Here is a 26,325-nt window from a genome sequence, read left to right as displayed (position 1 = left end):
GACGCCAAAATTATCTTTAGGTATAAATCAATTCAAAATCATGGTTAACCCCTTTTTCCTTTCGCCGACAAGGGGCCGCACAAGCGTCGTGGTATGTTTGCGTTCCGGCCGTCCCGGCCGTTTCCACCACGTTTCCACCGATTCGCCACCCGCCCGTCCAGACCCGTATGAGCCAGCCCATCGCCCCCAGCTTCGTCGACAGCTACACGCCCGCGCTGCTCGCCCAGGTCAGCCAGCTGATCTCGGGCGAATTCCACGTGATCGTGCAGGCGGCGGGATTCGAGGTATCGGACTGGCGCGTGCTCTCCACGCTCTCGGACGGCAAGCCCATCAGCATCGGACGGCTCGCGCAGATTTCGGTGACGAAGCAGCCCACCGTGACACGCCTGCTCGACCGCATGGAGGCGCAGGGCTACGTCAAGCGGATTCCGAGCGAAGCCGACCGGCGCGTAACGAACGTGCGCATCACGCCGCGCGGGCAGAAGCTCGTATCGGAACTGATGGTGCAGGCCAAACTGCACGAGGATCAGGTGCTCGAACCGCTCGGCAAGGACAAGGCCGAAGAACTGAAGGCCACGCTGCGGCTCTTGATCGAACTGCATCGGCCGCCGGCCTGAACCTCGAAGCGGCAGCGCTCAGCCGGTATGCGCGCGCGCCATGGCCAGCTCGATGGCGCCGCGCAAATCGTCGGGCATCGGAATGGCCTTGTGCGTGTCGAGCGAGGTCGTCACCAGGGTTTGCAGCGCGCTCATGCGCACCACGCCGTCCGCGCCCGTGCAGGCCCACGCGAGCACCAGCGACGCATTGCCGAGCCGCTGCACATCGAGCGACAGCGTCACGCGGTCGCCCATCTTGCTGATCGCCTTGAAATCGACTTCGAGCCGCACGGTCGGCATGCCGATGCGCCGCGCGCCGATCACGCCGTGATAACCCTCGGGCAGCAGGTCGTCGATCCACGCCTCGATCAGATCGTTGAACAGCACGAAATACTGCGGATAAAACACGATGCCCGCGGGATCGCATTCGGAAAAATGAATCTTGTGCGGACGGCTGAAGGTGGGCGCTTTCATGTCAATCTCGATCTCGATGTCTTGCCGCGCGCCGCGTACGAATCAGGCGAGCGCGTGTCTCGCGAGCGCCGCGCGCAGCTTGTGGCCGTGCTCGTCGGCGAGCGCGGCGTCGCGCAACTCGCGCAGCGTGGCCGGCGCGAGCCGCTGCCCCGCGCGCGCGACCGCCGCCATCACGGTCTGGAAATTCGCCAGCCCGCGCGCATGCGTGTCGCTGTAACCCTTCACGAGACGCTGGCATTGCGCGACTTCGGTCGCCAGCGCCGGATTGTGGCGCGCCGACTCGACGATCTGCGCAAGCCAGCCGTCGATGCGCGCGTGCTCCAGTTCGTAGCGCAACGTGCGGCGGCGCAGGCCGCGCAAACGCGCGACCGCATAGAGTAGCAGGTAGCCGCGCAGCGAACTCGTGCGCACGACGCGCCCCGACGCCGCGAAGCGCTTCACGAGCCGATGCACGCCATGCGGTTTCGCGAGCCAGCGCCCGAGACCGGCAGGCAGCGTCTCGCAGATTTCCTCGATGCGCGGATGCATGAACTCGTTGATGGCGAGCAGTTGATCGGCCTGCGCGCGCACTTCGCCGCGCACGCGCTCGAAACGCGAGCCGCGCGTTTTCAGATCGGCGACGCGAATCGTATCTTCGTACGACATCCAGAGCGCGAGATGGCGTGCCGTTTCGCGCAGCAAGGCGCGGTCGGTGTCGGGCAGCGCGGCGCGCAATTGGATCAGACGATCGAGATAGGACGCGGCGTAATCGGGGTCCTGATAGTCGATCAGGCGACGCACGCCTTCGATCGCGAACGGCTGCGCGTGAGCGGGCAAATCCGTGCGTACGCGTTCGATCAGTCTCGCGACGGCGGGATCGCGCGGCGCGGGCGTTTGAGCCTGCTCTGGCTGTTCCGTTTGCGTTGGCGATGAGGCGTCGGTGTCGGTATCGACATCGGCACGCGAGAAGCCTAGTTCAAACGCGCGCAAGCTCGGCTTCACGCCCACGCCGCCGCGCTCGATGGTGGCCTCGAACTGCGCGCGGCTGAACGGCAGCACGCCCGTGCCCGCAAGCGCGCCGAACAATACCGCGCTGATCACGCTGCCGCTCGCCTCGGCGGCCTGCGCCATGTCGAAGCGCACGAAGCGTTTCGCGGCCTGATGCGCGTGCGCGACGAGCGCGCTGTCGTCGACGCGGCCATCGCCCAGCGCGGTTTTCTCGGCTATCGAATACACGCGATGCGTCGACGCCACGAGCGTCGTGCGCTCCGCCGTCACGAGTCCGCGCTGCACGGCGCGGCCCGCTTCCATCAGCTCGGAGGCGAGCACCACGTCGACGTCGCCGGGCAGCGGCATGAGCGCCAGCACCGGCGTGCGCGGCTCGTGCGCCTCGCGGGCGAACAGCTCGACGTAGTAAATGGTCGCGCCGGTGCGCTGCGCGACGCCGGGCACCGAAGTGGTCTGCGCGTAGTAGCCGTTGTGCTCGCCGAGATCGACGATCCAGTCGGCCAGCACGCCGCCGCCCTCGCCGCCCATGGCCAGAATCGCAATCTTGATCGGTTGGGTTGTCGTCATGGTTTCGCCCTGGAATCAAAATGCCGAATCAGAATGCGTAGCGCGCGCGGCGCTGCGCCTCGCGGCGTTGCAGCCAGCCGATCACCGCGTTGCGCAGGCGCTGCCGCAAGCGATCCACTTTAGTAGGATTGCTGATGATCTGCGCGCGATAGAACGACGGGCACAGCACCGCCGCATGCGAAACCTCGCCGCACAGGCCGCAACCCACGCAGCTATCGAGCACGCTCGCGACCGGATCGGTGCGCAGAGGATCGGGATTGGGCTTGATCGACAGCGACGGGCAACCCGACAGCCGGATGCACGAATGATCGCCGGTACAGGTATCCGAATCGACGCCGAAGCGCTCGCGCACCACGCGCTCGCCCGCCGCTATCGCCTTGCGCTGCTTCGGTTTCTCGCGACGCTGCTTGTTCAGCATGCATTCGCTCTGCGCGATCAGCACCTTCGGCCCTTTCGCGCCGGTCGTGAGCGCGTCTCTGAGCGTGGCCATCATGGTCTTGAGGTCGTAGGTGCGGCGCACCGTCCTGACCCATTTCACGCCCACGCCGCGCACCGCCTGCTCGATTTCGTGGCCCGTGCTGCGGGTGGGATTGAGCGCCGTCGACGACAGAATGTCCTGGCCGCCCGTCGCCGACGTATAGCTGTTATCGACGACGATCGTCAGGTTGTCGCTCTTGTTGAACACCGCGTTGGCGATGCCGCTCGTCAGGCCGTTGTGCCAGAAGCCGCCGTCGCCCATCACCGAGATCGCGCGCTTGCTCGCGGGCGCGTTGAGCGCGGCGGCGCTCGCGCTGCCGAGGCCGTAGCCCATCGTCGTCGCGCCGAGATTGAACGGCGGCAAGATCGAGAACAGATGGCAGCCGATGTCGGCGCTTACGTGATGCGGCCCGAGCTCGCGCTCGACGAGCTTCATCGCCGTGAAGATCGGGCGTTCGGGACAGCCCGTGCAGAAGCCCGGCGGACGCGCATGCACGCTGTCGTCGAGCGTGGGCTGAACGGGACTTTCGGCGGCCGCCGTGGCCACGGCCTGCACCGGAATCACCTTGCGCGGCGCGGCTTGCTCCGGTTGTGCTTGCAGCACGCCATAGCGCTCGAAGAACGCACGCAGGCCCTTCACCACCGTCGCGGCGTTGTACTCGCCCGCGAGCGGCAGCATGTCCTTGCCGTGCAGCGTGGCGTTCACGCCGCGCTGACGCAGAATCGCGCTCGCGTTCTGCTCGACGAAATTCGGCTGCCCTTCCTCGATCACGAGCACGGCCCGCTTGCCCGCGCAAAAACGCTCCCACTCCGAATCGATCAGCGGATAGGCCACGTTCATCACGTACAGCGGAATCGCCGAGTCGCCGTAGACATCGGCGAGACCCAGCCGTTCCAGCGCGCGCAGCACCGTGTTGTAGCTGCCGCCTTGCACGGCGAGGCCGATATCGTGCCAGTCGCTTTTATCGTCGGCGAAGAATTCGTTGAGCCGGCGCTCCTCGATGAACTTCACCGCGGCGGGCCAGCGTTCGTGAATCTTTTCGCGCTCGTGCAGGAAACTCGCGGGCGGCAGCACGATGCGGTCGACGTCGCGGCTCGGATGTTCGAGCGCGTCCTTGATCGTGAACGCCGGGCGTCGATTGTCGGACGCCACGAACTGTCCATGCACGTGGCACGCGCGAATGCGCAATTGCAGCATCACCGGCGTGCTGCTCGCCTCGGAAAGATCGAAGCCGTCCTTCACGGCCTGCACGATGCACGGCAGATTCGGACGCGGATCGAGCAGCCAGATCTGCGACTTCATCGCAAACGCGTGGCTGCGCTCCTGCATGATCGACGAGCCTTCGCCATAGTCTTCGCCGACGATCACGAGCGCGCCGCCTGTCACGCCGCCCGAGGCGAGATTCGCGAGCGCGTCGGACGCGACGTTCGTGCCCACGGTCGCCTTGAAGGTGACGGCGCCGCGCAGCGGATAGTTGACCGAGGCGGCCAGCGACGCGGCGGCCGTGGCCTCGCTCGCGCTGTTCTCGAAGCGGATGCCGTGGTCGGCGAGGATGTCCTGGGCGTCGGCTAGCACGTCCATCAGATGCGAGATGGGCGCGCCCTGATAGCCCGCCACATAGGCCACGCCCGATTCGAGCAGCGCCTTCGTCACCGCGAGAATGCCCTCGCCGCTGAACACTTCGCCTGCGCCGAGGCGCAGTTTCTTCACTTCCTCGACAAACGACCGCTCTGCCATGACCGTCCTCTTCGCGATGTTCGAAACCGTGGCGCACGACGCGCCATCGTCATGCGTCGGGCCAGTATAGTTTAGATTTAAATATTTCCAAAATCATAGTTAACCCTGCGAAAACGCGTTGCGCGGCGCGTGCCGGAACGCGCGCGGGCGGGCGAAATGGGATTTGCAGGGGGCCGTCCCCGCACGCTACATCGGCCAAAAAATTCTGGAAACCGGGCGCGCGCGAAGCGGCACAGAAGTCGGCGTGGAGATCAGGGAAAACGCGGGGAACGGCGGAAAACCGACTGGCGGCCCGTGCGCGCGAAGCACTCGATACGGTCGATACGATCGAGGCAAGCGCACGGGCCGCGCCGGACGGGCGCGGCGCGCCCGCTCAGATGACGAGACGCGAGACCTTCACGCCTTCGAGCGAAACGCCGGCCATGAGACCGGCATTGGTCAGCACGAAGGCTTCGACGGGGCTCATGGCCGTCGACGTATCGACATTGCCGTTCGCGCCCACGGTTACGACCGCGACCGTGGCGTCGGCGCCCGCCGACCAGCCCTGGCTGCGCACGAAGCTGTCGAGCGCGCCCTCGTTCATGAACGCGAAGATGATGGCCTTCGATTGCGCGCCGATCTGCAGGCCGAACGAGCCCGCCACGGTGCTGTAGTAGCCCGACGTGCGGCCGTTCACGCGCAGCGCGCCGGTGCCGTACTGGCCGCCGATCCAGAAGCCCGCGGCGATCACGTTCGGAAAGACCAGCACGCCGCTGGCTTTCGAGAGCAGTTCCTGCGAGCCGGACACCGTGCCGTAGAGACGCGAGAGCGTGGCGTCCACGCTGGCGTCGATGGCATTGCGTTTGGCCGCGTTCTGCGCGGCGCTGTTACTTGAACCCAGCGGGGTCGTCGTGCAGCCCGCGAGAGCGAGGCCGCTTGCGGCGAGTGCGGCGCTGGAGCTGAGAAGAAATTGACGTCGGCGCATTGAGGTGTTCCCGTAAAAGCGATGCTTCGATGAGTCTCGCGGGCGCAGCCCCGTTCGAGCGGCGCGCCCCGCGAGGGGCCACAGGATGGCGCGCGTGGCAGCCGGCCGCCCGGCCTGCCGGGCCGATGGATGGCTGCGGCGGCCACGTCCGCCCTCCTTGGCGGTATCTGACCATGCGCCGCGCATCGAGTTCACAAACTGGATGAAGAATTCTGCGCGAAGCCGCGTCGGGCGGGCTTTCGTGCGGCGCCATCGCCGGACTTTGGCGGTCTTTTTGCTGCTCCGCAGCAGCGCCGCCGCGTTTCTCGAAATCGTCTGATTTTGCCTGCGCGGCGCGCCTCTTAGAGTGAAGGTGTGGCCAGAGCGTGGCCGCCTCCGTCACCGAGCCCCATCGAGCCCCACCGAACTCATACGGGCTCCACGACGAAACCGCGCCCCGCACGCCACGCTGTCTCCACTCACGCAAAAGGTCCGATCATGTTCGCCGCCACGTTCCAACGCCTGCCCCAAGCCGCCGCCGCGCGGATTGCGCGCGCGTGCGAACGGGCAAGCGGCGTCGGCATCGTGCTGTTGCCCATCGTCTATATCGCGTTCTTTGCCGCGCTTTTCATGCTCGGCGTGATGCCGCGCGCCCCATTCGGTCTGACAATGGCGACGCTCACGCTCGGCGGCGCGATGCTCGCAGGCGCGCTGATCTTCTATCTGGCGAGCGTCGCACCGCAAGCGCGCCCGTCCACGCGCGCGACGGCTGCCGGTTGCGCCGGTCTTCACGCACCGATCACCGCACCGGCCCACGCGCCGACCATCGCGCCGATCCGCTTCGCGCACATGCCGACCCGCACCTGCCAGCAAAGCTGCAAGACGGCCTCGGGCGAGGAAATCCGCATTGCGGTCAACTGCTATCAGGCGCATTGCCCGGCCGCGAATCAAGCGGAATCGCGGCGGCGTTCGACCTGCGGTTCCTGATTTCACGCCGCGCGCGAGTCCTTCGCTTCCGCGTCTGTCGGAATAGATCGCATGACGAAGCGGTTATCGCCGCGCAATCCCAGGCCGAGCGTCCTCCCGCTGACCGCCACCCTACAATGACCCTCATTCCGCGCTGTCATATAATCGGCTGAAGACGTCAAACACTGTCAGCAGGGATCTCCGCGCGTGTAGGCGGGACCGTGCCGACGCGCGCGAGCCGCTACGCACCCGCCCATGACGAACGCCACGCAAACCCTGCGGATCGTGGTCGCCGACGACCATCCGCTCGTGCTCACGGCCATCAGCGACTATCTGACCCAGGCGCCCGGCTGCACGGTGGTCGGCACCGCCGACTCGGGCGCGCGTCTGCTCGACCTGTTGCGCAGGACGCCTTGCGATCTGCTCGTCACCGACTTCTCGATGCAAGGCGAAGTCGAGGACGAAGACGGCCTGCGCCTGATCGCCCGCCTGCGCCGCCTCTACCCCGGTCTGCCCGTCGTCGTGTTCACGATGCTCACGAACGGCGGCATCCTGCACGAACTGACAGCACTGGGCGTGGCCGGACTCGTCGGAAAAGAAGAGCCGATCACCGTGCTCGCCGAAGTCTGCCGGCGCGCGCTCGTCGAGCCGGGCACCACGCTCTCGGCGCGCGTCGCCGAACGTCTCGCACTGGACGGCGCGAACGTGGACGAATTCCGCCGCAGCAATCCGCTTTCGCCGCGCGAACTCGAAGTCGTGCGCCTCTTCGCGCTCGGCCTGAACGTGACCGAGATCTCGAAGCGCCTGAACCGCTCGGTCACGACGGTCGCCACGCAGAAACGCGCGGCCATGCGCAAGCTGCATCTCGATTCGAACGCCGATTTGATCCGCTACGCGAGCGAGCACGGATTCGCCTGATGGAAGCCAACGCCTCCGCGCCCAACGCGTCGCCGTTCGCCACGCTGAAGGCGCTCGAACACAATCTGCGGCGCGAACGCCGCGTGTTCACGATGCTGATCGGCCTGCTGGTGTTCGCCGCGGTCGCGGCCGCCTGCGTGGCGATCACGACGATCGCGTTCCTCTCGCTTGCAGGCGACGGCGCCCAGTTGCGCGCGACCATCGCGCAGAGCAACGAAGCGCTGTCGTTCCGGTACAACCAGCTCACGAGCGCGCGCCTGCTGCTCGGCCTCAAGGAGGCGTCGCTGCTCGTCGCCGACGACACGCCCGCCGCGCACGCGCACTGCGCGCCGACGTTCGCAGGCGTGGATGGCTCGCCGCCGCTGCGCGCGCTCTGCGACCGTGCGATCGACGCGATGTCCCACGCGAGTTCGGACACGCCGTTGCTGTTCGTGCTCGTCGACGGCAGCGCCGCCTACGGCTATCAGCTCGCGCCCGCCGCGCACCTGCCGGACGGCCCGCTGCGCCCCGGCGAAGGCGCGCGCGTGCTGGTCGACAGCGCGCTGCTGCACATGAGCGCGCGCGGCGCGGACCCGCTCTCGGTGGGCCGGGGGCGTTCGGTCATCTGGTTCCGGCCGCCCGCCGCGCTGGGCTTCGCGCCGAACCTCGTGCTCGGCGCGACCAGCGTGCTCAAGGACGGCAAGCCCTATGCGCTCGTGCTGACGAGCGTCGACATCGCGACGCTCGGCCGCGACCCGGACGGCAACGGGCCGGACGTCGCGCCCGTGCTCGTCGATGCGGATGGCCTGCGCCTCGCCGGACCGCTCTCCGACGGCGCGACGCAAGTGATCGAGCGTTACCTCGCGAGCGAGCCGACCGGCCGCTTCCATCTGCTGCCGCGTTTCGGCTGGGCGATGCGCGAGCGCCCGCTCGTTCACGATTTCGGCCACTACCTGCTGGCGCTGTCGTGGGCCGACCATCTGCGCCAGATCCGCGCGCCCGTCGCCGTGGTGCTGCTACTCACGGTCGCACTGGTGCTGATGCTGCTCTCGCTGCTGCGTTACTGGAACCGGCGCGTGCTCGCGCGCACCTATGGCGAGGCCACGCGCGCGCTCGAAAACGAGTTGCTCAATCATCTGCTCGTGCACGCGACGCCGATCGGCCTGTGCATCGTGCGCAAACGCGACTTCGATATCGTCATCGCCAATCAGATCGTGCGCAACGTGCTCGGCCTCGACACCCGCGCGACGCGCCTGCCCGCCGCGCTCTGCCTCGAGTTCGAAAAGCATCTGCCCGCGCCTGTCAACGAAGGCACGGCCAGCACGCCGATCTACGCGCTGCCGTTTTCGCTCACGCGCGAAAACGGCGAGAGCGTGCATCTCGACATCACCTACGCGGCCGCCACGCTGAACCGCGAAGCGGTGATGTTCTGCGCGTTCGCCGACATGTCGAAGCATTACGAAGCCGAACGTCTGCTGCGCGAAGCGCAGCGCACGAGCGACGAAGCCGCGCGCACCAAGGTGAGCTTTTTCGCGGCGATGAGTCATGAAATCCGCACGCCGCTGGCCTCGCTGGTCGGCAATATCGAACTGGTGGCGCGCGGGCCGCTCGCCGCCGAACAGGAAGCGCGCGTGGATGCCATGCAGGTGTCGGCGGCGGAACTGCTGCAAATCGTCAGCGACGTGCTCGACTTCTCGAAGATCGACGTCGGCGCGATGAAGCTGTCCGAGGACGCCGAGTCGATCGCCGCGCTGCTGGTGCGCATCGCGCTCGCGCATGCGCCGCTCGCGGTGCGCCAGAAGCTGCCGTTCTATCTCGTGATGGACCGCGCCATTCCCGCGCGGCTGTTCTTCGATCCGATCCGGCTCGCGCAGATCGTCAACAACCTGCTGAGCAACGCGTTCAAGTTCACGCATTCCGGAAAGATCGTGTTGCGCGCGGCCTGGCGCGACGCCACGCTCGACATCAGCGTGGCCGATTCGGGCGTGGGCATGCCCGACGACCTCAAGGCGCGCCTGTTCCAGCCGTTCACGCAAGGCGACGACCACCGGCTCACCGAATCGCGCGGCACGGGCCTCGGCCTGACGATCTGCGGACGGCTCGCGGCGCTCATGCACGGCCGCTGCGAAGTGGAAAGCACGCTGGGCGTGGGCACGCGCGTGCTCGTCAGCCTGCCGCTGCGCGCGGACGGTGCGGCGACCGCGGGCGAGCAATGGACGCTGCCCGATCCGCATCCCGCGCTTCTGTGCCGCGCGCCCGAGAATCGCGAATGGCTCACGAATCTCTTCGACGCCCGGCTCAGCACGCCGGTCTATCTGCATGCGACCGAGACGCCGCCCGACGGCGCGTTCGACTATCTGCTGGTCACGGGCGAATTCTCCGTGAACGACGTGCAGCGCGTGTGGCGCGATCCGGCGAAAGTCGTCTGGCTGCGCCAGGACGGACCGCTCGTGCCGCTCGCGCTCGAAGGCGGCGGCGTGGAAGTCAGCCTGTACAGCCTCGCGGGCATCCGCACCGCGACGCAGATGCTGCGCGGACAGTTGCCCGCCGCGGATGCAGCGCCCACGCAGACCGACACTGGCGCTGCCGGCGCAGAAGCACACGCGCCGGCTGATTTCCACCGCTTGAGCGTGCTGATCGCCGAAGACAATCTGCTCAACCGCTCGCTGCTGCGCGACCAGTTGCGCACGCTGGGCGCGAACGTGATCGAGGCAAAGGACGGCGAGGAAGCGCTCGCGAAACTCGAGACGGCGCACGTCGATCTCGTCATCACCGATCTCAACATGCCGAAGATGAATGGCTACGAGCTGCTGCAAACCGCGCGTGCGAAACAGCCGTCGTTGCCCGTCTACGCGGTGAGCGGCAATGCGCTGCCCGAACAGATCGCGCAAGGCCGCACGCTGGGATTTACCGACTATCTGAGCAAGCCCGTGCCGCTCGCGGCACTCGCGCGCGTGCTGACCGACGTGACCTCGCGTGTGCTTGCCGATCACGCCGCGGCACAACCCGCACAAGCGACGCCGGGCACGTCGCCGCTGAGCGCGGACAACGCAACCGGCGTCGATGAACAGACGCCGCGCTTCCCTGACCTGCCGCCCGGACTCGCGCCGATTTTCATCGAGCAGGCCGATCACGATCTCGCCGATTTCGCGCGGATCGCCGGCACGCAGGACGTACAGCGTCTGCGCGAATGGGTGCATCGCGTCGCGGGCGGTATCGCCGTGCTGGGTCCTTCGGTGCTGCACGATACCTGCCGCGAACTGCGCGCCGCCATCCACGAATCCGGCGCGTGGGACGAGAACGTGCAGACGCTGGCCGCCGCGCTCATCGCGGATCTGGAAGCCTTGCGCGCGTATGCGGCGAACCGTGAATCGACGTGACCGGCGTCTCGCCGCCGCTGCGCAAAAAGACCGGCGCCTGTGCGCCCGCTTCCTCGGGACAGCTGCCGCGCTGCCGACGCACGCACCACTGACGCAACGTGCTCGCGTCGAGCGGACAGCGCGCCGTTCCAGTCGGCTTGACGTGCTGGCGCGCCTCCAGTCGCAACGCAAACGCCGACGGCAACGCGAGACCGCAGGCGGCGACGCGCGTCGTGCCCTCGTCGGCTGGGGAATTCGTCGGCACTCCGCACGGTTCGGACGCGCGGGCCACCCAGCGCAGACTCGGCGCGGGACGCAATGAAAAGACAGGCATGATCGATCGCCGCGAAACGCGGCGTGGTAATCGTGTGGATATCGACGATCTTCGCGCAGCGCACAAGTACGCGCTATAGGACGGATTCTAAATACGGGCGCATTCGAGAGACGCGCATTCGAAACGCCCGCGCAACAAGGGTCGCAACGCACCGAATACGCTGTGCTTTATGCCGTGATTCAGCGTGCCGGATCGCGTGCGCAAACGCGCCGACGCGTGGTAGACTGCGCGCGCAATCGCTCACTCCATCATGAAACTACACAAGCACGCACTGCTGACCGCATGGCTTGGCCTCGTCGCCATGTGGCTCATCGTGCTCGCGCCGCTCGTGAGCCAACTGGTTGCCGCGCATCAGGCGCAGCAGCCCGACGCCGCGCTGTGCTCGGCGCTGCAACCCACATCGGCGGCGCCGCATCTTTCGCACGACGACGCATTCGGCGCCTGCGGCTATTGCAACCTGCTCGAACATCATGTGGCGATGCCGTCTATCGCGGTGCCCGCGCTCACGCTCGGCTTCGCGATCGCCGCTCCCGTCGTCGCCACGCTCTCCACGCGTCACACGCCGTTCGGCGCCTTCCCCTCGGGCCGTCCGCGCGCCCCACCCGCGCTCGCCTGATCGCTGCCGTCACCGGCTGCCCATCCGCGCTCACTCATGTTCTGTCGTCTGCTTCGGCGCTTGCGTCCATTAGCGTGTCTTCGCTCGCCCGTTATCGCGCGATGACACCCTGAGCGGCGCGAAGGCGCGCGCTGTCGCCAACGCGTCGCGTGCATCGCCTGCATCGACCCGAACGAAGCAGCAACGCCGCGCGCGTGGGCAGCCGCACGTCCATCGTTTCCGGGGAAGTCTCCTACATGTCCACGCCCGTTTCGCGCGGTGCGCGTTTGCGCCTGCGCGCCCGTGCTCGTCTCGGTTTGATGCGGCATTTGCCGCCGTTTTTTCCGATCCTGCCGCTTTCGCTGATCGCACCGTTCGCGGTCGCGACCGCACACGCCGAACAAAGCACCACACAAACCGCAGCCGATAGCGCATCGAACACCGACATCACCACGCTGCCCACCGTCAGCGTGAGCGCATCGAACGGCACGTCGAACGCAGCGCCCACGCGTGCCGTCGATCCGAATCTACCCGCCACGGTCGAAACCGTCACGCCCGCGCAATTCGACAACTGGAACGTCGTCAATACCGAAGACGTCCTCAAGTACCTGCCGAATCTCGCCGTGCGCAAACGCTTCGTCGGCGACCTCAATTCGATCATCGCCGTGCGCGGCACGAGCAATACGCAGAGCGCGCGCGGCCTCGTCTATGCGGACGGCCTGCTGCTCTCGAATCTGCTCGGCAACAGCTATGCGTTTCCGCCGCGCTGGTCGATGGTGTTTCCCGACCAGATCCAGCAGGTCGATGTGATCTACGGTCCGTATTCGGCGCTCTATCCGGGCAATTCGCTGGGCGCGACCGTGCTGATCACCACGCGCATGCCGACGAAGTTCGAAGCGACCGCCGATGTCAAAGCGTTCACGCAGCACTTCAGCCTTTATGGCGTGAACCAGAATTTCAACGGCAGCGAAATGAGCGCGTCGATTGGCGACCGCATCGGCAAGTTCTCGTATCTGCTGGGCGTGAATCATCTGGAAAACACGAGCCAGCCGCTGCAGTTCGCCACGCTCGCGCAATCGAGCACGGTGGCGCAGCCCGGCGACACGCCCGTGCACGGCGCGTACTTCTACAACAACCAGACCAACACGCGCACGGCGGTGCTCGGCGTGAACGGCGAAGGCATCGAGCATACGGTGCAGGATCAGTTCAAGCTGCGCATGCAGTACGATTTCACGCCGACCGTGCAAGGCGGCGTGACGCTCGGTTACTGGCATCAAAGCTACGACAGCCAGACCTCGACCTTCCTCTACGACGACAACGGCAATCCCGTCTACAGCGGCAAGGTCAACATCGGCGGCTACGAATACACCATTCCGGCCTCCGCGCTCGCGCCCAGCCGCGGCTGGAGCGAGAACTGGCTGTACGGCGCGTCGCTGCGCACGCATCAGGCCACCGGCTGGAATGCGGAAGCGATCGCTTCGTACTACGACGTCAGCAACAGCGTCGCACGCACGGCCAGCAGCGGCGGCTCCGGCGACGGTCCCGGCACGATGACGCTCGGCGACGGCACCGGCTGGAAAACGCTCGACCTCAAGGCGACGTGGACGCCCGCGCGACCCGACGCGGGCCTCGCCGCGCACTGGCTGAGCTTCGGCTATCACTACGACAATTATTCCGTCGACAACCGGACCTACAACACGCTCGCCTGGCGCGACGGCGGCGCGGGCAGCTTCGCCAACGCATTCGCGGGCAAGACCGAAACGCAGGCGTTCTACGCGCAGGACGCGTGGCGTTTCCTGCCGCGCTGGAAACTGGTCTACGGCGTGCGTTACGAAGACTGGCAGGCCTATGACGGCTACCAGGCGCTCGGCGGCGTGCGCGTGCCATATGCGGGCGTGAGCGACCGCCACTTCTCGCCGAAGGCCTCGCTGTCGTTCGACGTCACCGACGACCTCACGCTGCGCGCTTCGATCGCGCGCGCGTATCGCTTCCCGACCGTCGGCGAACTGTTCCAGGGGCAGATTAACGGCTCGTCGATCGTCAACAACAATCCGAACCTGCGTCCCGAAGACGATCTCTCGAAAGAGCTGAGCGCCGAATGGGCGCACTGGAACGGCCTGTTCCGCTTCACGCTCTTTCAGGACGACGTGAAGAACACAATCTTCAGTCAGACCGACACGACCGTCATTCCGAACGTGACGAACTTCCAGAACATCGGCAAGGTGCGTTCGCGCGGCGTGGAAACGAGCTATCAAGGTCAGGACGTGCTGCTGCACGGCCTCGATTTTTCGGCGAACGTCGCCTATACGCAGTCGAAGATTCTCGCCAACGCGCAGAACCCGGCGAGCGTCGGCAAATACTTCTACCGCATTCCGCTGTGGCGCGTGAACGTCGTCGCGACGTATCGCTTCGACGCGCGCAGCGCGCTCACGCTCGCGGCGCGTTATTCGGGGCGTCAGTACAACACGCTCACGAATACCGACACGAATCCGAACGTGTTCGGCGGCACCAGCAGCTACACGGTCGCCGACGTGAAGTTCACGTTCCGTCCGACGAAGCAGACCGAAATCGGCGTGGGCATCGACAACCTGTTCGACGCCCGCTACTACGTCTATCACCCGTATCCCGGCCGCACGTTCTACGCCGAAGCGAAGTTCGGCCTGTGAAGGTCATATTGCAGCCCATCCCCAAGGAGCCTTCGATGTCGACGACAATGCCCGCTTCCGGGCGCCCCGACGCGCGCAGCACACACGCGTCCGGCGCCGCGTATCCCGGCTACCGCACACTCTGGCGCTGGCACTTTTACGCCGGTCTGTTCGTGATGCCGTTTCTGATCGTGCTCGCCATCACCGGCACGATCTACTGTTTTCAGCCGCAGATCGAGCCGCTGCTGTATCCGCATCGGCTCGTGGTCGCGCCGCAAGCGACGCCGCGTCTGCCCGCCGATGCGCTGCTCGCGCGCGCTCAGGCGTCGCTGCCGCCCGGCGCGCAGGCGATCCGCGCGCATATCGAAGCGAATCCGGCGCGCAGCGCGGAGTTCGTGTTCGCGCTGCCGCACGGCAACGCGCCCGCGACGAAGGAAAGCGTCTACGTGAATCCGTATAACGGCGACGTGCTCGGCACGCTCGACGTCGACCGGCGCTTCATGCAGGTCGATCGCATGCTGCATCGCAAACTGCTGATCGGCAAGCCGGGCGAATTGCTGATGGAACTCGCCGCGTGCTGGACGCTGGTGATGATCGGCACCGGCGTCGCGCTCTGGTGGCCGCGCCGATCCGTGTCGCCGAACGCGACGCTGCGTGCCGCGCTGCTGCCGCGTTTCGGCGCGAAGGGACGGCCGTTCTGGAAAAGCCTGCATGCCGCGATCGGCTTCTGGCTCGCGGCGGGCGCGCTGGCGTTCGTGCTCAGCGGCCTGCCGTGGACGGGTTCGTGGGGCAAGCAGTTCAAGGCGCTCGCGACGCGCGTGAGTCTGGGCGCGCCGCGCGGCGCATGGGGCGGCGGGCTGCCGCTGCAATCGACGCTGCCGGGCGCGGGTCAAGCGGCACATGGTGAACATGGCGAACACGCCGGCCACGACATGGCGTCGATGCCCGGCATGGTGATGGACGATCTGCCGCTGCCCAACGTGCCGTGGGCCGTGGGCGCGGTGCCCGTGCCGCAATCGCCCGAAGCGGGCGCGCAGTCCGCGGATGATTCACCCGCGCCGACGCCCGCGCGCTGGACGCTCGATCAGGTCGTCGCGCAGATGGCCGCGCTCGGCGTGCAAAGCGGTTACGACATCGCGCTGCCCGCGTCCGCGAGCGGTGTCTACACGGTCTCGTACTTTCCGCCCGATCCGAAACGCGAGCGCACCGTCTATATCGACCAGTACAGCGGCAAGGTGCTCAAGGACATTCGCTATGCCGATTACGGCGCGGTCTCGCAGGTGATTTCGTACGGCACGTCGCTGCATATGGGCCGTTATTTCGGGCTCGCGAATCAACTGATCTGTACGGCGATTTCGCTCGGGCTCGCGGCGCTCGCGGTGACGGGCTTCGTCATGTGGTGGCTGCGCCGTCCGGCTCGCGCGCTCGCAGCGCCCGCGCGCGAACGCGCCGCGCCGCCGATGCGTTCCTGGAAAGCGGGACTTGTCGTGCTCGGCATCGTCTTTCCGCTGATGGGCGCAACGATGCTGGGCGTGTGGTTGCTCGACAAAATCGCATTCGGCAGACGAGAAACTCTTTCGTCTTCCTGACATTGATTTCCGTGCGTGAGTCAAACGCGCTGCGGTAATCTGCGGACACAATTGCCATTGAACCTGTCCCCGCCGATGGCTTTCCAAGCAGTATCGAGGGAGACGACCGTGTTGCGCCTAATTTCTGCATTGAGTATTGCGAGTCTCGCGGCGGCGCTCGCCGGTTGCGCCGTCGCGCCCTGGCCGGCCTATCCCGGCTACTACGGCGGCGGTTACTACGACGCCGGCTATAGCTATCCATACGGCTATCCCTATGATTACGGCTACGGCTACGGCTACGGCTATCCCGGCTACTACGGTTATTACGGCCCGAGTTTCGGCGTGTCGTATTGGGGCGGCGGCGGTTGCTGCTGGCGCGGCGGCTGGCATGGCGGCCACGGCGGCTGGCATGGTGGGGGCGGCTGGCACGGCGGCGGTGGAACGTGGCAAGGCGGCGGCGGGATGCACGGCGGCGGCGGTCACGGCCACTGAGCCGGGCATCGCGCCCACGCCACCATCCGCGTCAATCATCCGCGCAAGACCGGAAGCGATTCGTCAGACGCGTCCGTTCACCGGGATCGACGCGCCCGTGACGGCGCGCGCCTCGCCGGATAGCAGAAAGGCGATCACCGCCGCGATCTCGTCGGGCTGCACCCAGCGCGTGAAATCGGCGTCGGGCATATCGGCGCGATTCTGCGGCGTGTCGATAATGCTCGGCAGGATGGCGTTCACCGTCACGCCCTTGTCCTTGAGTTCCTCCGCGAGCGCTTCGGTCAGGCGCGCGACACCCGCTTTCGAAGCCGCATAGGCGCCCATTCCCAGTCCCGCCTTCAATCCCGCGCCCGCGCCGATATTGACGATGCGCCCCGCGCCGCGCGCGAGCAGATGCGGCAGCGCCGCCTTCGACGCGTTGAGCGTCGTCTTCACGTTCAGATCGAACATCAGGTCCCAGGTGCGGGCGTCGCCCTCCGCGACGGTTTCCCAGCGAAACGCGCCCGCGATGTTGACGAGCGCATCGAGCCCGCCGAGCGCCTGATGCGCCGCGTCGAGGCCCTTGCGCGCGGCCTCAGGATCGACGAGATCGACGCCGCCCACCGGCACGGCGTTCGTCAGGGCGGCGGGCCACGCCGAACCTTGCGGCGCGTCGCCCCGGCCGATCAGCGCCACGCGTGCGCCGCGCGCCGCGAAAAATGCGGCGGTGGCCATGCCGAGATTGCCGAAGCCGCCCGTGATCGCCACGGTCATTCCGTTCATCGAGTTGTGCATTTTTTCTTCCTGCGAGAGATGCGCCGGACGCGCTCGCTTCGCTGCGCTGCGTCCTGGCGGCGAGTGCTTGCCAATTGCTGAAGCGGCAGCGCAAAACGCGCTGCCGCTGCGTGCCGCCACGTTAACCGAGCGCGCCGGCGTCGGCAACTACAGCCACCGCGCTCAGGCGTCGGTACGTACCGCGGCGAGCGTGCGCTTGCGCAGATCCTCCGTGGTCTCGCCCTTGCCGTTCGCGCTCCAGCCCGGCGGCAGAAACACGTGACGCACGGCGGTCCACAGATCGGGCGCGGCGGCGATGTCGCGTGCGAGGCTCACCCAGTGCTCGAATTCGACGACCAGCGGATTGCGCGAACGCGTCGGCGTCACGAGGCCGTAGCGGCACGGCTCGTCGGCGCGTTCCGCCACATAGGTGCCGAACAGCCGGTCGAACACGACCAGCACGCCGCCGTAATTCGCATCGAGGTAATCGACGTTCGACGCATGATGCACGCGATGCGCGGACGGCGTATTGAACACGTACTCGAGCCAGCCGAGCTTCGGCATCCACGTGTTGTGCAGCCAGAACTGATAGAGCAGGTTGAACGAGAGAATCGCGAAAACGATTTCCGGACGCACGCCGAGCCAGACGAGCGGCGCGAAGAACATCGCCGGCCCCGTGAGTTTGCCGGTCCAGCCGAGCCGATACGCGGACGACAGCGTGAGCTGGTTCGGCGAATGATGCACGGCATGCGTGGCCCAGAAGAAGCGCATGCGATGCGACGCGCGGTGATACCAGTAGTAACAGAACTCCTGGCCGACGAAGACGAACAGCGCGAGCGTGACGTTGTCGATGGACAGCGTGAAGATGCGATGCGTCCACGCGAAATGGAAGATCGGCGCCGACAGCGAAATCGGCAGGAACGCGAACAATTTTCTGCCGACCAGATCGGCCAGTGAAATCCAGACTTCGCTCCAGTCGAAGCGTTCGGCGCCAGGCTGGCGCTTCTTGAAGGTGAGCACGGCGGCTTCGATCATCGACGCGGCGACGATGAAGAGCGTGACATAAACCGCGATTTTTCCGGTGGCAAGCATGATGGGCGACAGCCTCTTTGCGCGATGCGGCGCGATGCAGTGCAGTTGAGGAAAGACGCGTCGCTCGCAACGGAATGCGCGGGGCGCGTCGGATGAACAGCACTGTAGTGACGCGTCGCGCGAAACTCCACGCGCGAATTATGTCGCCGCATGTCATGGGTCTTTTTTGGCCTTTTGCAGCGCCGCACGCCCTGCCCGCCTGCGCCCGCGGCGTCTGGCGCGGACGCGTTTCGCCGCCCCGCCATGTAACACGGCGACATGGTTTTCAACGCGACTTGCGCGAGGCGCCGCCCTATAGTTCGTTCCGCTGACACGCCACGAACGTGCTGCCACGAAGCCCCGGAACCACCCGGCCGATTCGTCCTCCGCCACCCGCACCGCAAGGAACCACGATGAACAAGCTCACACTCGCCGTCGCCGCCACGCTGATCGGCCTCGCCAGCGCCCCCGCGTTCGCCGGCTGGTCCGGCCACGGCACCGCCTACACGCCGCACGGCACCTACAGCGGCGCGCACGCCGGGTCGTGCGGCGGCGGTAGCTGCACGCATGCGGGCGGCGTGGTCGGTCCGTGGGGCGGGCTCGCGACCAACACGGGCACGGTCACGCGCACCGCGCCGGGCCAGTTCGCTAACAGCGGCACGGCGGTCGGCCCGAATGGCCGCTCGGTCCAGCATTCGGGCGACACGAGCTGCGCGGGCGGCACCTGCTCGCACACCGGCAGCATGACCGGCGAGGACGGCCGCAGCGCGTCGACCTCGGGCAGCGTGACGCGCACGGCGCCGGGCCAGTATTCGTCGACGGGCACGGTCACGGCCGCGAACGGCAACAGCGTCAGCCACAACGCCTCGACGAGCTGCGCAGGCAACACCTGCTCGCGCTCGGGCACGGCGACCGGCTCGAACGGCGGCAGCGTCGCGCACTCGGGCAGCGCGACGCGCGTCGCGCCCGGCGTCGTGACCACGTCGGGCGGCAGCACGGTCGTGCACGGCGGCACGGTGAGCACGGGCGGCACGACGGTCGTGCATGGCGGGACCGTCGCAGTCGGCGCGACCGTGGCCGTGGTCCCCGCGCCCGCGCCGGTTCCGGTCGTCGTGCCCGCGCCGGTCGTCGTGACGCCGCCGCCCGCGCCCACCGTCTACGTCGCGCCCGCTCCGGCACCTGCGCCGAAGACCGTGTATGTCGCGCCGCCGCCGCCGAAAACCGTCTACGTGGCCCCGCCCGCGCCGAAGGTCGTGTACGTCGCGCCGCCGCCGCCCAAGGTCGTCTACGTGGCGCGCCCCCTGCCGCGCGCGGTCTATATCGCGCCGCGTCCCGTCTATGTCGCGCCCGCGCCGCGCGCCGCCATCTGGGTTCCGGCGCATTGGGCCGGCGGCGTCTGGGTGCCCGCGCATTGGGCGTGATTCGGCATAAAAGACGTAAGTCCTTAATTAGCCGCCGCTTTTAATCGCATTCCCTGATCCGCTTTTCAACCACACCGGCGCGCTGCGTCGGCTGCCTCACGGAGTTCAGCATGAAGAAGATGATTGCCGCCCTTGTTTTGTGTATCGTTTCAGCAGCAGCGACGGTGCCGGCCACGGCCCTCGCGCAAACGACGTCCACGCCGCCCGGCGCGATCAACAGCGGACGACTCGAACGCGCGATGGCGCAGTTGCCCACACGCTTCGCCCAGGCGAACACGAGCGGCGACGGCAAGCTCACGCGCGCGCAGGCGCAAAGCGGCATGCCGATGGTCGCGCAGCACTTCGACGAAATCGACACGCAGCACAACGGCTACATCACGCTCGCGCAGATCGAGGATTTCATGCGCGAACGCGCCGCCGCGGTGCGCTGACGCCCTTCAACCCTACCCCCGCCGGAGGCGGCCGATGGAGCAGGCAAACCGGATCATCGTGCTCGATGACGAAGCCGAGCTGCGCAACATGCTGCAACGCTTCCTGAGCGGACATGGCTTCGAGGTGCGCGCCGTCGCCGACGGCAAGCGCCTCGACCGCATGCTGCAACGCGAGCCCTACGACCTGCTCGTGCTCGACCTGATGATGGAGCCGGAAGACGGCCTGAGCGTCTGCCGCCGTCTGCGTGCCGAAGGCCACACCTTGCCGATCCTGATGCTCACCGCGAAAGGCGACGCCGCCGACAAGGTCATCGGCCTCGAAACCGGCGCCGACGACTATCTCGCCAAACCCTTCCTGCCCGACGAACTCGTCGCGCGCGTGAAAGCGCTGCTGCGCCGCCAGAAAATGGCGTCCGGCGAACCCACGGTCACCTCGCAGCGGCTGCGTTTCGGCGCCTTCACCTTCGACGTGGGCCAGCAGACGCTCATGCGCGACGGCGTGCCGATCGACGTCCACTCGGCGCAGATGCTGTTGCTGCACGCGCTCGGCTCGTCGCCGAACCGCGCCGTGAGCCGGGAAAACCTGCTCGCCCGCGCGCGCGGACGCGATCACAACGCGCTCGATCGCAGCGTCGACGTGCAGATCCTGCGGCTGCGCCAGATCGTCGAGGACGATCCCGCCAAGCCGCGCTTCATCAAGACCGTGTGGGGCATCGGCTACATGCTGGTGGCCGGCGTCGACACCTGACGCGCCCCGCATGCGTGCTCCCGCCCAACCGCGCCGCTGGCTGCCGCGCTCGCTGCTCTCGCGCAACATCGTGCTGCTGGTGGTGCTCGTCGCGCTCACGCAGGCGTGCTCGCTGAGCGCGCTGCTTCACTTCGTGCAGCGCCCGCGCATCGAGCGCGCGTCGATCATTTTCGCGGACTACGTGCGCATGCTCGACAGCCTGCTCGCCGCCATGCCGCCCGACGAAGGCCGCGCGGCCGCCACGCGCATGAACGCGCATCGCAGCGCGCCCGCCGCGAGTACGGCGATGCCGGCGATCAGCCCGCTGCGCTTCTTCCGCACGTGGCAGCGCGATGTCTTCATCCGCTCGCTTACGCGCGATCTGCCCGCCGACATGCCCATACGCTGGGAAACCACCGACGAGGAGCGCCTCTGGATCCGCGTGCATGCGGCCGGCGAGCCGGTCTGGATCGCGCTGCCGATGACCGCCGACGCCCAGGCGAGCGGCATCACCACGGCGGTCATTCTGTCGATCGGCCTCGCGCTGCTCGCGGGCTTGACGGGCTGGCTGATCCAGCTGCATCTGAACCGGCCGCTGGCCGATCTCGCGGATGCGGCCCGGCGCGTGAGCGCCGGCGACGCGCCCGCGCCGCTGCCGACCGACGGCCCCACCGAAATCGCCGAAGTCAGCCGCGCCTTCAATCAGATGACCGACGCGCTCAAACAGGCGGAAGCGACGCGCGCGCTGATGCTCGCAGGCGTCTCGCACGACATCCGCACGCCGCTCACGAAGCTGCGCCTCGCGATTGCGATGGCGCTGCCGCGCGGCACCAACGACAGCCTCGTCGCGTCGTCCGAGGGCTATCTCGACCATATCGACACGATTCTTCAGCAGTTCATGGATTACGCGGGCAGCGGCGAGCGCGAGGCACCGCAGACGGGCGATCTGAACGCGCTCGCGGGCCAGCTCGTCGCCGAATTCACGGGGCTCGGGCACGAGTTCGATCTGGAGGAAGGCGACGTGCCGCCGTTCGCGTTCCGGCCCGTCGCCGTCATGCGCGTGCTGATGAACCTGATGCAGAACGCGGTGGTGTACGGACGCACAGGTCTGCGCGTGCGCACCTGGCGCGACGGCGACGACGCCTGCGTGGCCATCTGCGATCGCGGCAACGGCATTCGCGCCGCGGAACTCGAGCGCCTCAAATCGCCGTTCAGCCGTGGCGACAACGCGCGCACGCATTCCGGCGGCACCGGCCTCGGACTCGCCATCGTCGAACGCATCGCGCGTCTGCACGGCGGTTCGCTAACTTTTCACGACCGCGCGGGCGGCGGACTCGAAGCCCTCGTGCGACTGCCGCTGAACCCTCAGACGAATGCCCCGGCCGCCGCGCGCAGATAAGCGCGGCTCACTGCGGGTGATCGCAGGTGACATGAATCGACATAATTTGCGCGTGGCGTCCGCGCGCGCCTTTGCCCATACTTGCACCCATGCGCTGAACGACGCATCGGACCGCAAGACACGCCAGACACCGCGCGCGTAACACGATGCCCTGCCAGCTCTAACGAAGCATTTCCGATAGTTCGCCATCCTGATCAATTCGCGAGTATCGGACCACTCATGCAATCAAGCACTCAGGCAACGGACATCGACATGAACTCGCTCCTTCTCTCCCTCGTCAACAAGACCAAGCGCCTCGCGGGCGCCGTACTGCTCGCCGGCTCGCTGTTCGCCTCGGGCTGCGCCTCGGCCGCCACGGCGTTGCAGTCGGCCGGTCCGCTGCCGCAAGTGCATGCGGACGTGATCTACGTGTCGGCGTTCGAGATTTCGCCCGATCTCGTGAAGCTCGACGGCGGCATGGCGCAGAAGATCAAGTCGATGGCGAGCGGCGAATCGTCGGCGCAACAGCAGCAACAAACGGCGCTCGCAGCACGCGAAGCGCTCGCCAATGAGATCGTCGCCGAATTGCGCAAGCAGGGTTTGAACGCCGTGCGCGCCGATGGTCCGGTTCCCGCCGGACGCAACGCGATCGTCGTGGAAGGCCGCATCGACACCATCGACGCAGGCAGCCGTCGCCGTCGCATTCTGATCGGTCTGGGCGCGGGCAAGAGCGAAGTGGGCGCGACCATCGCACTCTCGTTCGTGCCGGCCAACGGCGCGCCGCAAGCGCTCGCGACCTTCGAAGCCAACGCGGACAGCGGCCATATGCCGGGCGTCGCCGAAACGGCAGGCGTGGGCGCGGCGGCGGGTCATGTGGCGGTGTCGGCGGCGGCAGGCGGCGGCTTGCACGGCGCGTCGGAAGCGAAGCACGACACCGTGACCTCCGACGCCGACAAGCTCGCCCGCTCGATCGCGAAGCAACTGGGTCAAGCCGCGCAGGAAAATGGCTGGATGCCGGTCAGCCACGCAAGCTGAGTCTTGCATCGATAAAAAAAGGCGGCGCTTTCATGCGCCGCCTTTTTCATTTATTCAGCCTGCTCGCGATAATGCGCGAACTTCGACGTCTGCCCGATCCCGGGATTGAAGCAGTTGCACGGGTCGAGTTCTTCGTAAAACGCTTTCAACGCAGGCTTCGCGTGATAAAGATGCCCGACGTTGTGCTCCGCCGGATATTCGGCGCCGCGTTCATCGAGCAGTTTCCACATCTCGTGTTCGAGCGCGAGGCAGTCGTTGCCCTTGCGAACGATATAGTCCTGATGAAACACGTGACAAAGAAAATGTCCGTAATACAGCTTGATCGCGATGGGCTTTTCGACGTGCGCGGGCAAAGTTTCGAACCAGTCGCGATCGTTACGGCGCAAGGCGATATCGAGCGCAACGATATCCTCGACTTCCTGACCGTGCACGGCGCGATAACGCACCGCCGCACCCGCCGCCGCGAAGCGATGCAGAAAAGCCTTGCTGCCTTCTTCGTCGGTGCATTCGAAAAAGTCGCCGCTCGCGTCCGAGAAATAGCGCCGCAAATACGCGCGCGTTTCATCGACAGTATCGGCGGACACCTTGAGCATCAAATGATGTTCGTAGCGCTCGCGATAATCCTTGAGGCGCGCGGGCAAATGGCTCGGAAACAGGCGGCTCAGCGCCTGCATCACGCGGTCGGTGAAATGCGCGGGCAGAAAGCCGAGTCGCTCGAAAAACGCGTCGAAGCGGCTCTTGAGCGCGAACAGCCCCGGCAGACGCTGCGTGCCGAGATGCTGGATCATGAGGAACATGTCCTTGCCGTAGCGCTCGGCGATATCGAAAGCGTCTCGATGCAGATATTCGCCCGCAATCGGCAGATTCGACAGTTTCGTGAGCAGATAACGGCGCACGTCGGTGAGTTCGGACGTTGCGTTGGTGCCGATATAAAACACCTTCGCACCCTTCTCGATGGGGAACGTATCGAGGCGCACCGCGAACACCATCACCTTGCCCGCCGATCCCGACGCCTCATGCAGACGCAGCGGATCGGCGTTATAGCGCGCGGGCGTATCGGCGTTGACGTCGCGCACGTGCTCGGCATAGTGCCGGTCCGACGCCGCGCCCGCATCGTGGCGAATCGCGTCTTCGGGCAGCTCGCCGCGATCGAGACGCGCGAGGATCTGCTCGGGCGTGTCGCCCAGCGCGATGCCCAGATGATTCACGAGACTCAGCCGCCCTTGTGCGTCGACCTGCGCGTACACGCTCATTTCCGTGTACGCCGGACCGCGCCGCACCAGCGAACCGCCGGAGTTGTTGCAGACGCCGCCCATCACCGACGCGCCGATGCACGACGAGCCGATCACCGAATGCGGTTCGCGGCCAAGCGGTTTGAGCGTCTGTTCGAGCTGATCGAGCGTCGAGCCTGGCAGACAGACGACCTGCTTGCCGCCGTCGATCACGTAAACTTTGCGCATGCGCGCCATGCTGACGATCACGACATCGCGATCGTAGTTGTCGCCGTCGGGCGTGGAGCCGCCTGTCAACCCGGTATTCGACGCCTGCGAAATCACGATCGCATTCGCGGCCATGCACGCTCGCAGCACCTGCCACTGCTCGACGAGCGAGCCGGGCCGCACCACCGCCGCCACCTTGCCCTGACCGAAGCGAAATCCCGTGCGATAACGCCGCGTGGCTTCGTCGCCGGTCAGCACATAGTCGCGGCCAACGAGCGCTTGCAGCGAGGCGATTAGCACCGGACGCGCGGCGTCGCGTTGAGCGCGCGACGCGACCGGTGACGGAGAAACAGTGGACATGCGAACAGCTCCTGGATCAAGGGCGAAAACACACACGAAACGGGGCTTTCGCAACTTCTACAAGGATAAAGGCGGGCTGCGGCGCCGTCCAATATCGGAAGCCCGCTCGATCAAGACGAAAAAGATATAGATCGACCTGGGTCGCCTCAGGCGTGGCGCGCCGCCTCGCGCACGATCCGCACGAAGTTCTGCAACGTGGGGGCTTTCTCGCGCGGACGATAGACGAGTGCGATGGTCGTGTGCAGCGAGCCGCCCTTGAGCGCGTGATAGGTCACGCCCTTCGCCTGAATCTGCCGCATAGAGGACGGAATCAGCGTCACGCCGAAACCTGCCGCGGCCATGTTCACGGTCGAGGAAATCTGCGGCGACTCCATGCTGATGACCGGATTGAAGCCCGCCGCATGACACGCGCTGATGATGGAATCGTAGAGATCAGGTCCAATAGGACGGGGAAACAGAATCAGCGGATCACCCGCGAGATCAGCCAGATCGATGCTGCGGCGACGCGCGTAACGGTGGCGCGGAGGCAGCACGGCGAGCACGTCTTCTTCCACCAGCATCTGCGTGGCAAGCCCCCGGCAATCGAGCGGCAAACGCACGAAAGCCGCGTCCACTTTGGCATCGTTCACGCGGTCGAGCAGCACCGAACTGTTGCTCTCCTCGCAGCCGATCGTCACGCCGGGCCACGCGCTGCGAAAGCGCTGCAAGACCGTGGCAACGAGCGGATGAAACACGGTAGAGCCCGCGAAGCCCAGAATCAGCCGTCCGCTTTCGCCGCGCCCGACGTTCTGCGCCTCCGCGAGCGCGAGGTCCGCGTCTTCGACGATGCGTTGCGCGCGCACGCGAAACAGCCGCCCCGCTTCGGTCAGTTCCACGCGCCGCGAATGGCGGATAAACAGCCGCGTGCCGATTTCCTTTTCGAGCTTGAGGATTTGCTGGCTCAGCGGCGGCTGGGCAATGCCGAGTGCGTTCGCGGCTTCGCTGAAGTGCAGATGCTCGGCGACCGCGAGAAAATAGCGTAGCTGACGCAGTTCCATATCTTTTTCGTCTAGATCCAATCCGCGCAGTGTGG

21 protein-coding genes are annotated in these 26,325 nt (G+C 66.5%); 13 read left to right on the top strand and 8 right to left on the bottom strand.

Annotated features, from left to right (window positions below; all coding sequences use genetic code 11):
* Window positions 1-167: 167 nt before the first annotated feature.
* Entirely contained in the window at window positions 168-617 is a 450-nt protein-coding gene (locus tag BMY06_RS23655) for a MarR family winged helix-turn-helix transcriptional regulator (protein WP_074985661.1), read from the top strand.
* Between the two features lie 18 nt (window positions 618-635).
* Here BMY06_RS23655 and BMY06_RS23650 read toward each other — a convergent pair whose 3' ends face one another.
* From BMY06_RS23650 to BMY06_RS23635, 4 genes are all read right to left on the bottom strand, one after another.
* On the bottom strand, window positions 636-1,070 hold the full coding sequence (locus BMY06_RS23650) for an acyl-CoA thioesterase (RefSeq protein ID WP_074985659.1): 435 nt from the start codon (window positions 1,068-1,070) through the stop codon (window positions 636-638).
* 42 nt (window positions 1,071-1,112) lie between these two features.
* Window positions 1,113-2,624, bottom strand: a complete 1,512-nt coding sequence (locus tag BMY06_RS23645) for an indolepyruvate oxidoreductase subunit beta family protein (RefSeq protein WP_074985657.1) — start codon at window positions 2,622-2,624, stop codon at window positions 1,113-1,115.
* Between the two features lie 28 nt (window positions 2,625-2,652).
* Window positions 2,653-4,839, bottom strand: coding sequence for a thiamine pyrophosphate-dependent enzyme (locus BMY06_RS23640; RefSeq protein ID WP_074985656.1), 2,187 nt, complete (start codon window positions 4,837-4,839; stop codon window positions 2,653-2,655).
* Window positions 4,840-5,212: 373 nt separating this feature from the next.
* Window positions 5,213-5,803 (bottom strand): BPSL1445 family SYLF domain-containing lipoprotein, encoded by a 591-nt coding sequence (locus tag BMY06_RS23635; protein WP_065065713.1) that lies wholly within the window; start codon window positions 5,801-5,803, stop codon window positions 5,213-5,215.
* 477 nt (window positions 5,804-6,280) lie between these two features.
* Here BMY06_RS23635 and BMY06_RS23630 point away from each other — a divergent pair, with 477 nt between their 5' ends.
* The 7 genes from BMY06_RS23630 to BMY06_RS23595 all read left to right on the top strand — a co-directional run bounded on the left by BMY06_RS23630 (window position 6,281) and on the right by BMY06_RS23595 (window position 16,638).
* The gene (locus tag BMY06_RS23630) at window positions 6,281-6,769 is read left to right on the top strand and encodes a hypothetical protein (RefSeq protein ID WP_074985654.1); all 489 of its coding nucleotides are present in this window, start codon (window positions 6,281-6,283) and stop codon (window positions 6,767-6,769) included.
* 234 nt (window positions 6,770-7,003) lie between these two features.
* Window positions 7,004-7,666: a response regulator gene (locus BMY06_RS23625; RefSeq protein ID WP_065065711.1), complete on the top strand. Its 663-nt coding sequence runs from the start codon at window positions 7,004-7,006 to the stop codon at window positions 7,664-7,666.
* Window positions 7,666-11,025 carry a hybrid sensor histidine kinase/response regulator gene (locus BMY06_RS23620; RefSeq protein WP_074985653.1) on the top strand — a complete coding sequence of 1,120 codons (3,360 nt, stop codon included), beginning with the start codon at window positions 7,666-7,668 and terminating at the stop codon, window positions 11,023-11,025. Before BMY06_RS23625 ends, BMY06_RS23620 begins: the two co-directional genes overlap by 1 nt.
* Window positions 11,026-11,588: 563 nt before the next feature.
* The gene (locus BMY06_RS23610) at window positions 11,589-11,954 is read left to right on the top strand and encodes a DUF2946 domain-containing protein (RefSeq protein WP_074985650.1); all 366 of its coding nucleotides are present in this window, start codon (window positions 11,589-11,591) and stop codon (window positions 11,952-11,954) included.
* A gap of 299 nt (window positions 11,955-12,253) precedes the next feature.
* Window positions 12,254-14,599: a TonB-dependent receptor gene (locus tag BMY06_RS23605; RefSeq protein WP_124261978.1), complete on the top strand. Its 2,346-nt coding sequence runs from the start codon at window positions 12,254-12,256 to the stop codon at window positions 14,597-14,599.
* Window positions 14,600-14,634: 35 nt separating this feature from the next.
* Window positions 14,635-16,167 carry a PepSY-associated TM helix domain-containing protein gene (locus BMY06_RS23600; protein ID WP_074985648.1) on the top strand — a complete coding sequence of 511 codons (1,533 nt, stop codon included), beginning with the start codon at window positions 14,635-14,637 and terminating at the stop codon, window positions 16,165-16,167.
* A gap of 108 nt (window positions 16,168-16,275) precedes the next feature.
* Window positions 16,276-16,638 carry a hypothetical protein gene (locus tag BMY06_RS23595; RefSeq protein WP_074985647.1) on the top strand — a complete coding sequence of 121 codons (363 nt, stop codon included), beginning with the start codon at window positions 16,276-16,278 and terminating at the stop codon, window positions 16,636-16,638.
* Window positions 16,639-16,701: 63 nt separating this feature from the next.
* Here BMY06_RS23595 and BMY06_RS23590 read toward each other — a convergent pair whose 3' ends face one another.
* The gene (locus tag BMY06_RS23590) at window positions 16,702-17,412 is read right to left on the bottom strand and encodes an SDR family NAD(P)-dependent oxidoreductase (RefSeq protein WP_074985645.1); all 711 of its coding nucleotides are present in this window, start codon (window positions 17,410-17,412) and stop codon (window positions 16,702-16,704) included.
* Window positions 17,413-17,574: 162 nt separating this feature from the next.
* Complete coding sequence (locus BMY06_RS23585) at window positions 17,575-18,483, bottom strand: sterol desaturase family protein (protein ID WP_074985644.1); 909 nt, start codon at window positions 18,481-18,483, stop codon at window positions 17,575-17,577.
* Between the two features lie 392 nt (window positions 18,484-18,875).
* Here BMY06_RS23585 and BMY06_RS23580 point away from each other — a divergent pair, with 392 nt between their 5' ends.
* The 5 genes from BMY06_RS23580 to BMY06_RS23560 all read left to right on the top strand — a co-directional run bounded on the left by BMY06_RS23580 (window position 18,876) and on the right by BMY06_RS23560 (window position 23,454).
* Complete coding sequence (locus tag BMY06_RS23580; RefSeq protein WP_074985642.1) at window positions 18,876-19,883, top strand: hypothetical protein; 1,008 nt, start codon at window positions 18,876-18,878, stop codon at window positions 19,881-19,883.
* 110 nt (window positions 19,884-19,993) lie between these two features.
* A complete protein-coding gene (locus BMY06_RS23575; protein WP_065057552.1) occupies window positions 19,994-20,314 on the top strand; it encodes an EF-hand domain-containing protein in 321 nt (106 codons plus the stop codon).
* A 34-nt stretch (window positions 20,315-20,348) separates the two neighbouring features.
* Window positions 20,349-21,062, top strand: a complete 714-nt coding sequence (locus tag BMY06_RS23570) for a response regulator (RefSeq protein WP_074985640.1) — start codon at window positions 20,349-20,351, stop codon at window positions 21,060-21,062.
* A 10-nt stretch (window positions 21,063-21,072) separates the two neighbouring features.
* Entirely contained in the window at window positions 21,073-22,440 is a 1,368-nt protein-coding gene (locus BMY06_RS23565) for an ATP-binding protein (protein ID WP_074985639.1), read from the top strand.
* 252 nt (window positions 22,441-22,692) lie between these two features.
* Complete coding sequence (locus tag BMY06_RS23560) at window positions 22,693-23,454, top strand: DUF4410 domain-containing protein (protein ID WP_065057549.1); 762 nt, start codon at window positions 22,693-22,695, stop codon at window positions 23,452-23,454.
* Window positions 23,455-23,504: 50 nt separating this feature from the next.
* On the opposite strand, the gene dld is transcribed toward BMY06_RS23560, so the two are convergent.
* Both dld and BMY06_RS23550 read right to left on the bottom strand, forming a co-directional pair.
* Entirely contained in the window at window positions 23,505-25,253 is a 1,749-nt protein-coding gene (gene dld, locus BMY06_RS23555) for a D-lactate dehydrogenase (protein WP_080180439.1), read from the bottom strand.
* Between the two features lie 146 nt (window positions 25,254-25,399).
* Window positions 25,400-26,290, bottom strand: coding sequence for a LysR family transcriptional regulator (locus BMY06_RS23550; protein WP_065057548.1), 891 nt, complete (start codon window positions 26,288-26,290; stop codon window positions 25,400-25,402).
* Window positions 26,291-26,325: the final 35 nt, after the last annotated feature.

The organism is Paraburkholderia tropica (assembly GCF_900109265.1).
GTDB classification, from domain to species: domain Bacteria; phylum Pseudomonadota; class Gammaproteobacteria; order Burkholderiales; family Burkholderiaceae; genus Paraburkholderia; species Paraburkholderia tropica.
Note: the sequence above shows the minus strand (reverse complement) of the source record. Positions and strands in the feature narration are given on the sequence as shown.

Bases quoted from the DNA above. Each gene is read 5' to 3' on its own strand.
- BMY06_RS23655 (WP_074985661.1), top strand. From the start codon at position 168: ATGAGCCAGCCCATCGCCCCCAGCTTCGTCGACAGCTACACGCCCGCG.
- BMY06_RS23650 (WP_074985659.1), bottom strand. From the start codon at position 1,070: ATGAAAGCGCCCACCTTCAGCCGTCCGCACAAGATTCATTTTTCCGAA.
- BMY06_RS23645 (WP_074985657.1), bottom strand. From the start codon at position 2,624: ATGACGACAACCCAACCGATCAAGATTGCGATTCTGGCCATGGGCGGC.
- BMY06_RS23640 (WP_074985656.1), bottom strand. From the start codon at position 4,839: ATGGCAGAGCGGTCGTTTGTCGAGGAAGTGAAGAAACTGCGCCTCGGC.
- BMY06_RS23635 (WP_065065713.1), bottom strand. From the start codon at position 5,803: ATGCGCCGACGTCAATTTCTTCTCAGCTCCAGCGCCGCACTCGCCGCA.
- BMY06_RS23630 (WP_074985654.1), top strand. From the start codon at position 6,281: ATGTTCGCCGCCACGTTCCAACGCCTGCCCCAAGCCGCCGCCGCGCGG.
- BMY06_RS23625 (WP_065065711.1), top strand. From the start codon at position 7,004: ATGACGAACGCCACGCAAACCCTGCGGATCGTGGTCGCCGACGACCAT.
- BMY06_RS23620 (WP_074985653.1), top strand. From the start codon at position 7,666: ATGGAAGCCAACGCCTCCGCGCCCAACGCGTCGCCGTTCGCCACGCTG.
- BMY06_RS23610 (WP_074985650.1), top strand. From the start codon at position 11,589: ATGAAACTACACAAGCACGCACTGCTGACCGCATGGCTTGGCCTCGTC.
- BMY06_RS23605 (WP_124261978.1), top strand. From the start codon at position 12,254: ATGCGGCATTTGCCGCCGTTTTTTCCGATCCTGCCGCTTTCGCTGATC.
- BMY06_RS23600 (WP_074985648.1), top strand. From the start codon at position 14,635: ATGTCGACGACAATGCCCGCTTCCGGGCGCCCCGACGCGCGCAGCACA.
- BMY06_RS23590 (WP_074985645.1), bottom strand. From the start codon at position 17,412: ATGCACAACTCGATGAACGGAATGACCGTGGCGATCACGGGCGGCTTC.
- BMY06_RS23585 (WP_074985644.1), bottom strand. From the start codon at position 18,483: ATGCTTGCCACCGGAAAAATCGCGGTTTATGTCACGCTCTTCATCGTC.
- BMY06_RS23580 (WP_074985642.1), top strand. From the start codon at position 18,876: ATGAACAAGCTCACACTCGCCGTCGCCGCCACGCTGATCGGCCTCGCC.
- BMY06_RS23575 (WP_065057552.1), top strand. From the start codon at position 19,994: ATGAAGAAGATGATTGCCGCCCTTGTTTTGTGTATCGTTTCAGCAGCA.
- BMY06_RS23570 (WP_074985640.1), top strand. From the start codon at position 20,349: ATGGAGCAGGCAAACCGGATCATCGTGCTCGATGACGAAGCCGAGCTG.
- BMY06_RS23565 (WP_074985639.1), top strand. From the start codon at position 21,073: ATGCGTGCTCCCGCCCAACCGCGCCGCTGGCTGCCGCGCTCGCTGCTC.
- BMY06_RS23560 (WP_065057549.1), top strand. From the start codon at position 22,693: ATGAACTCGCTCCTTCTCTCCCTCGTCAACAAGACCAAGCGCCTCGCG.
- dld (WP_080180439.1), bottom strand. From the start codon at position 25,253: ATGTCCACTGTTTCTCCGTCACCGGTCGCGTCGCGCGCTCAACGCGAC.
- BMY06_RS23550 (WP_065057548.1), bottom strand. From the start codon at position 26,290: ATGGAACTGCGTCAGCTACGCTATTTTCTCGCGGTCGCCGAGCATCTG.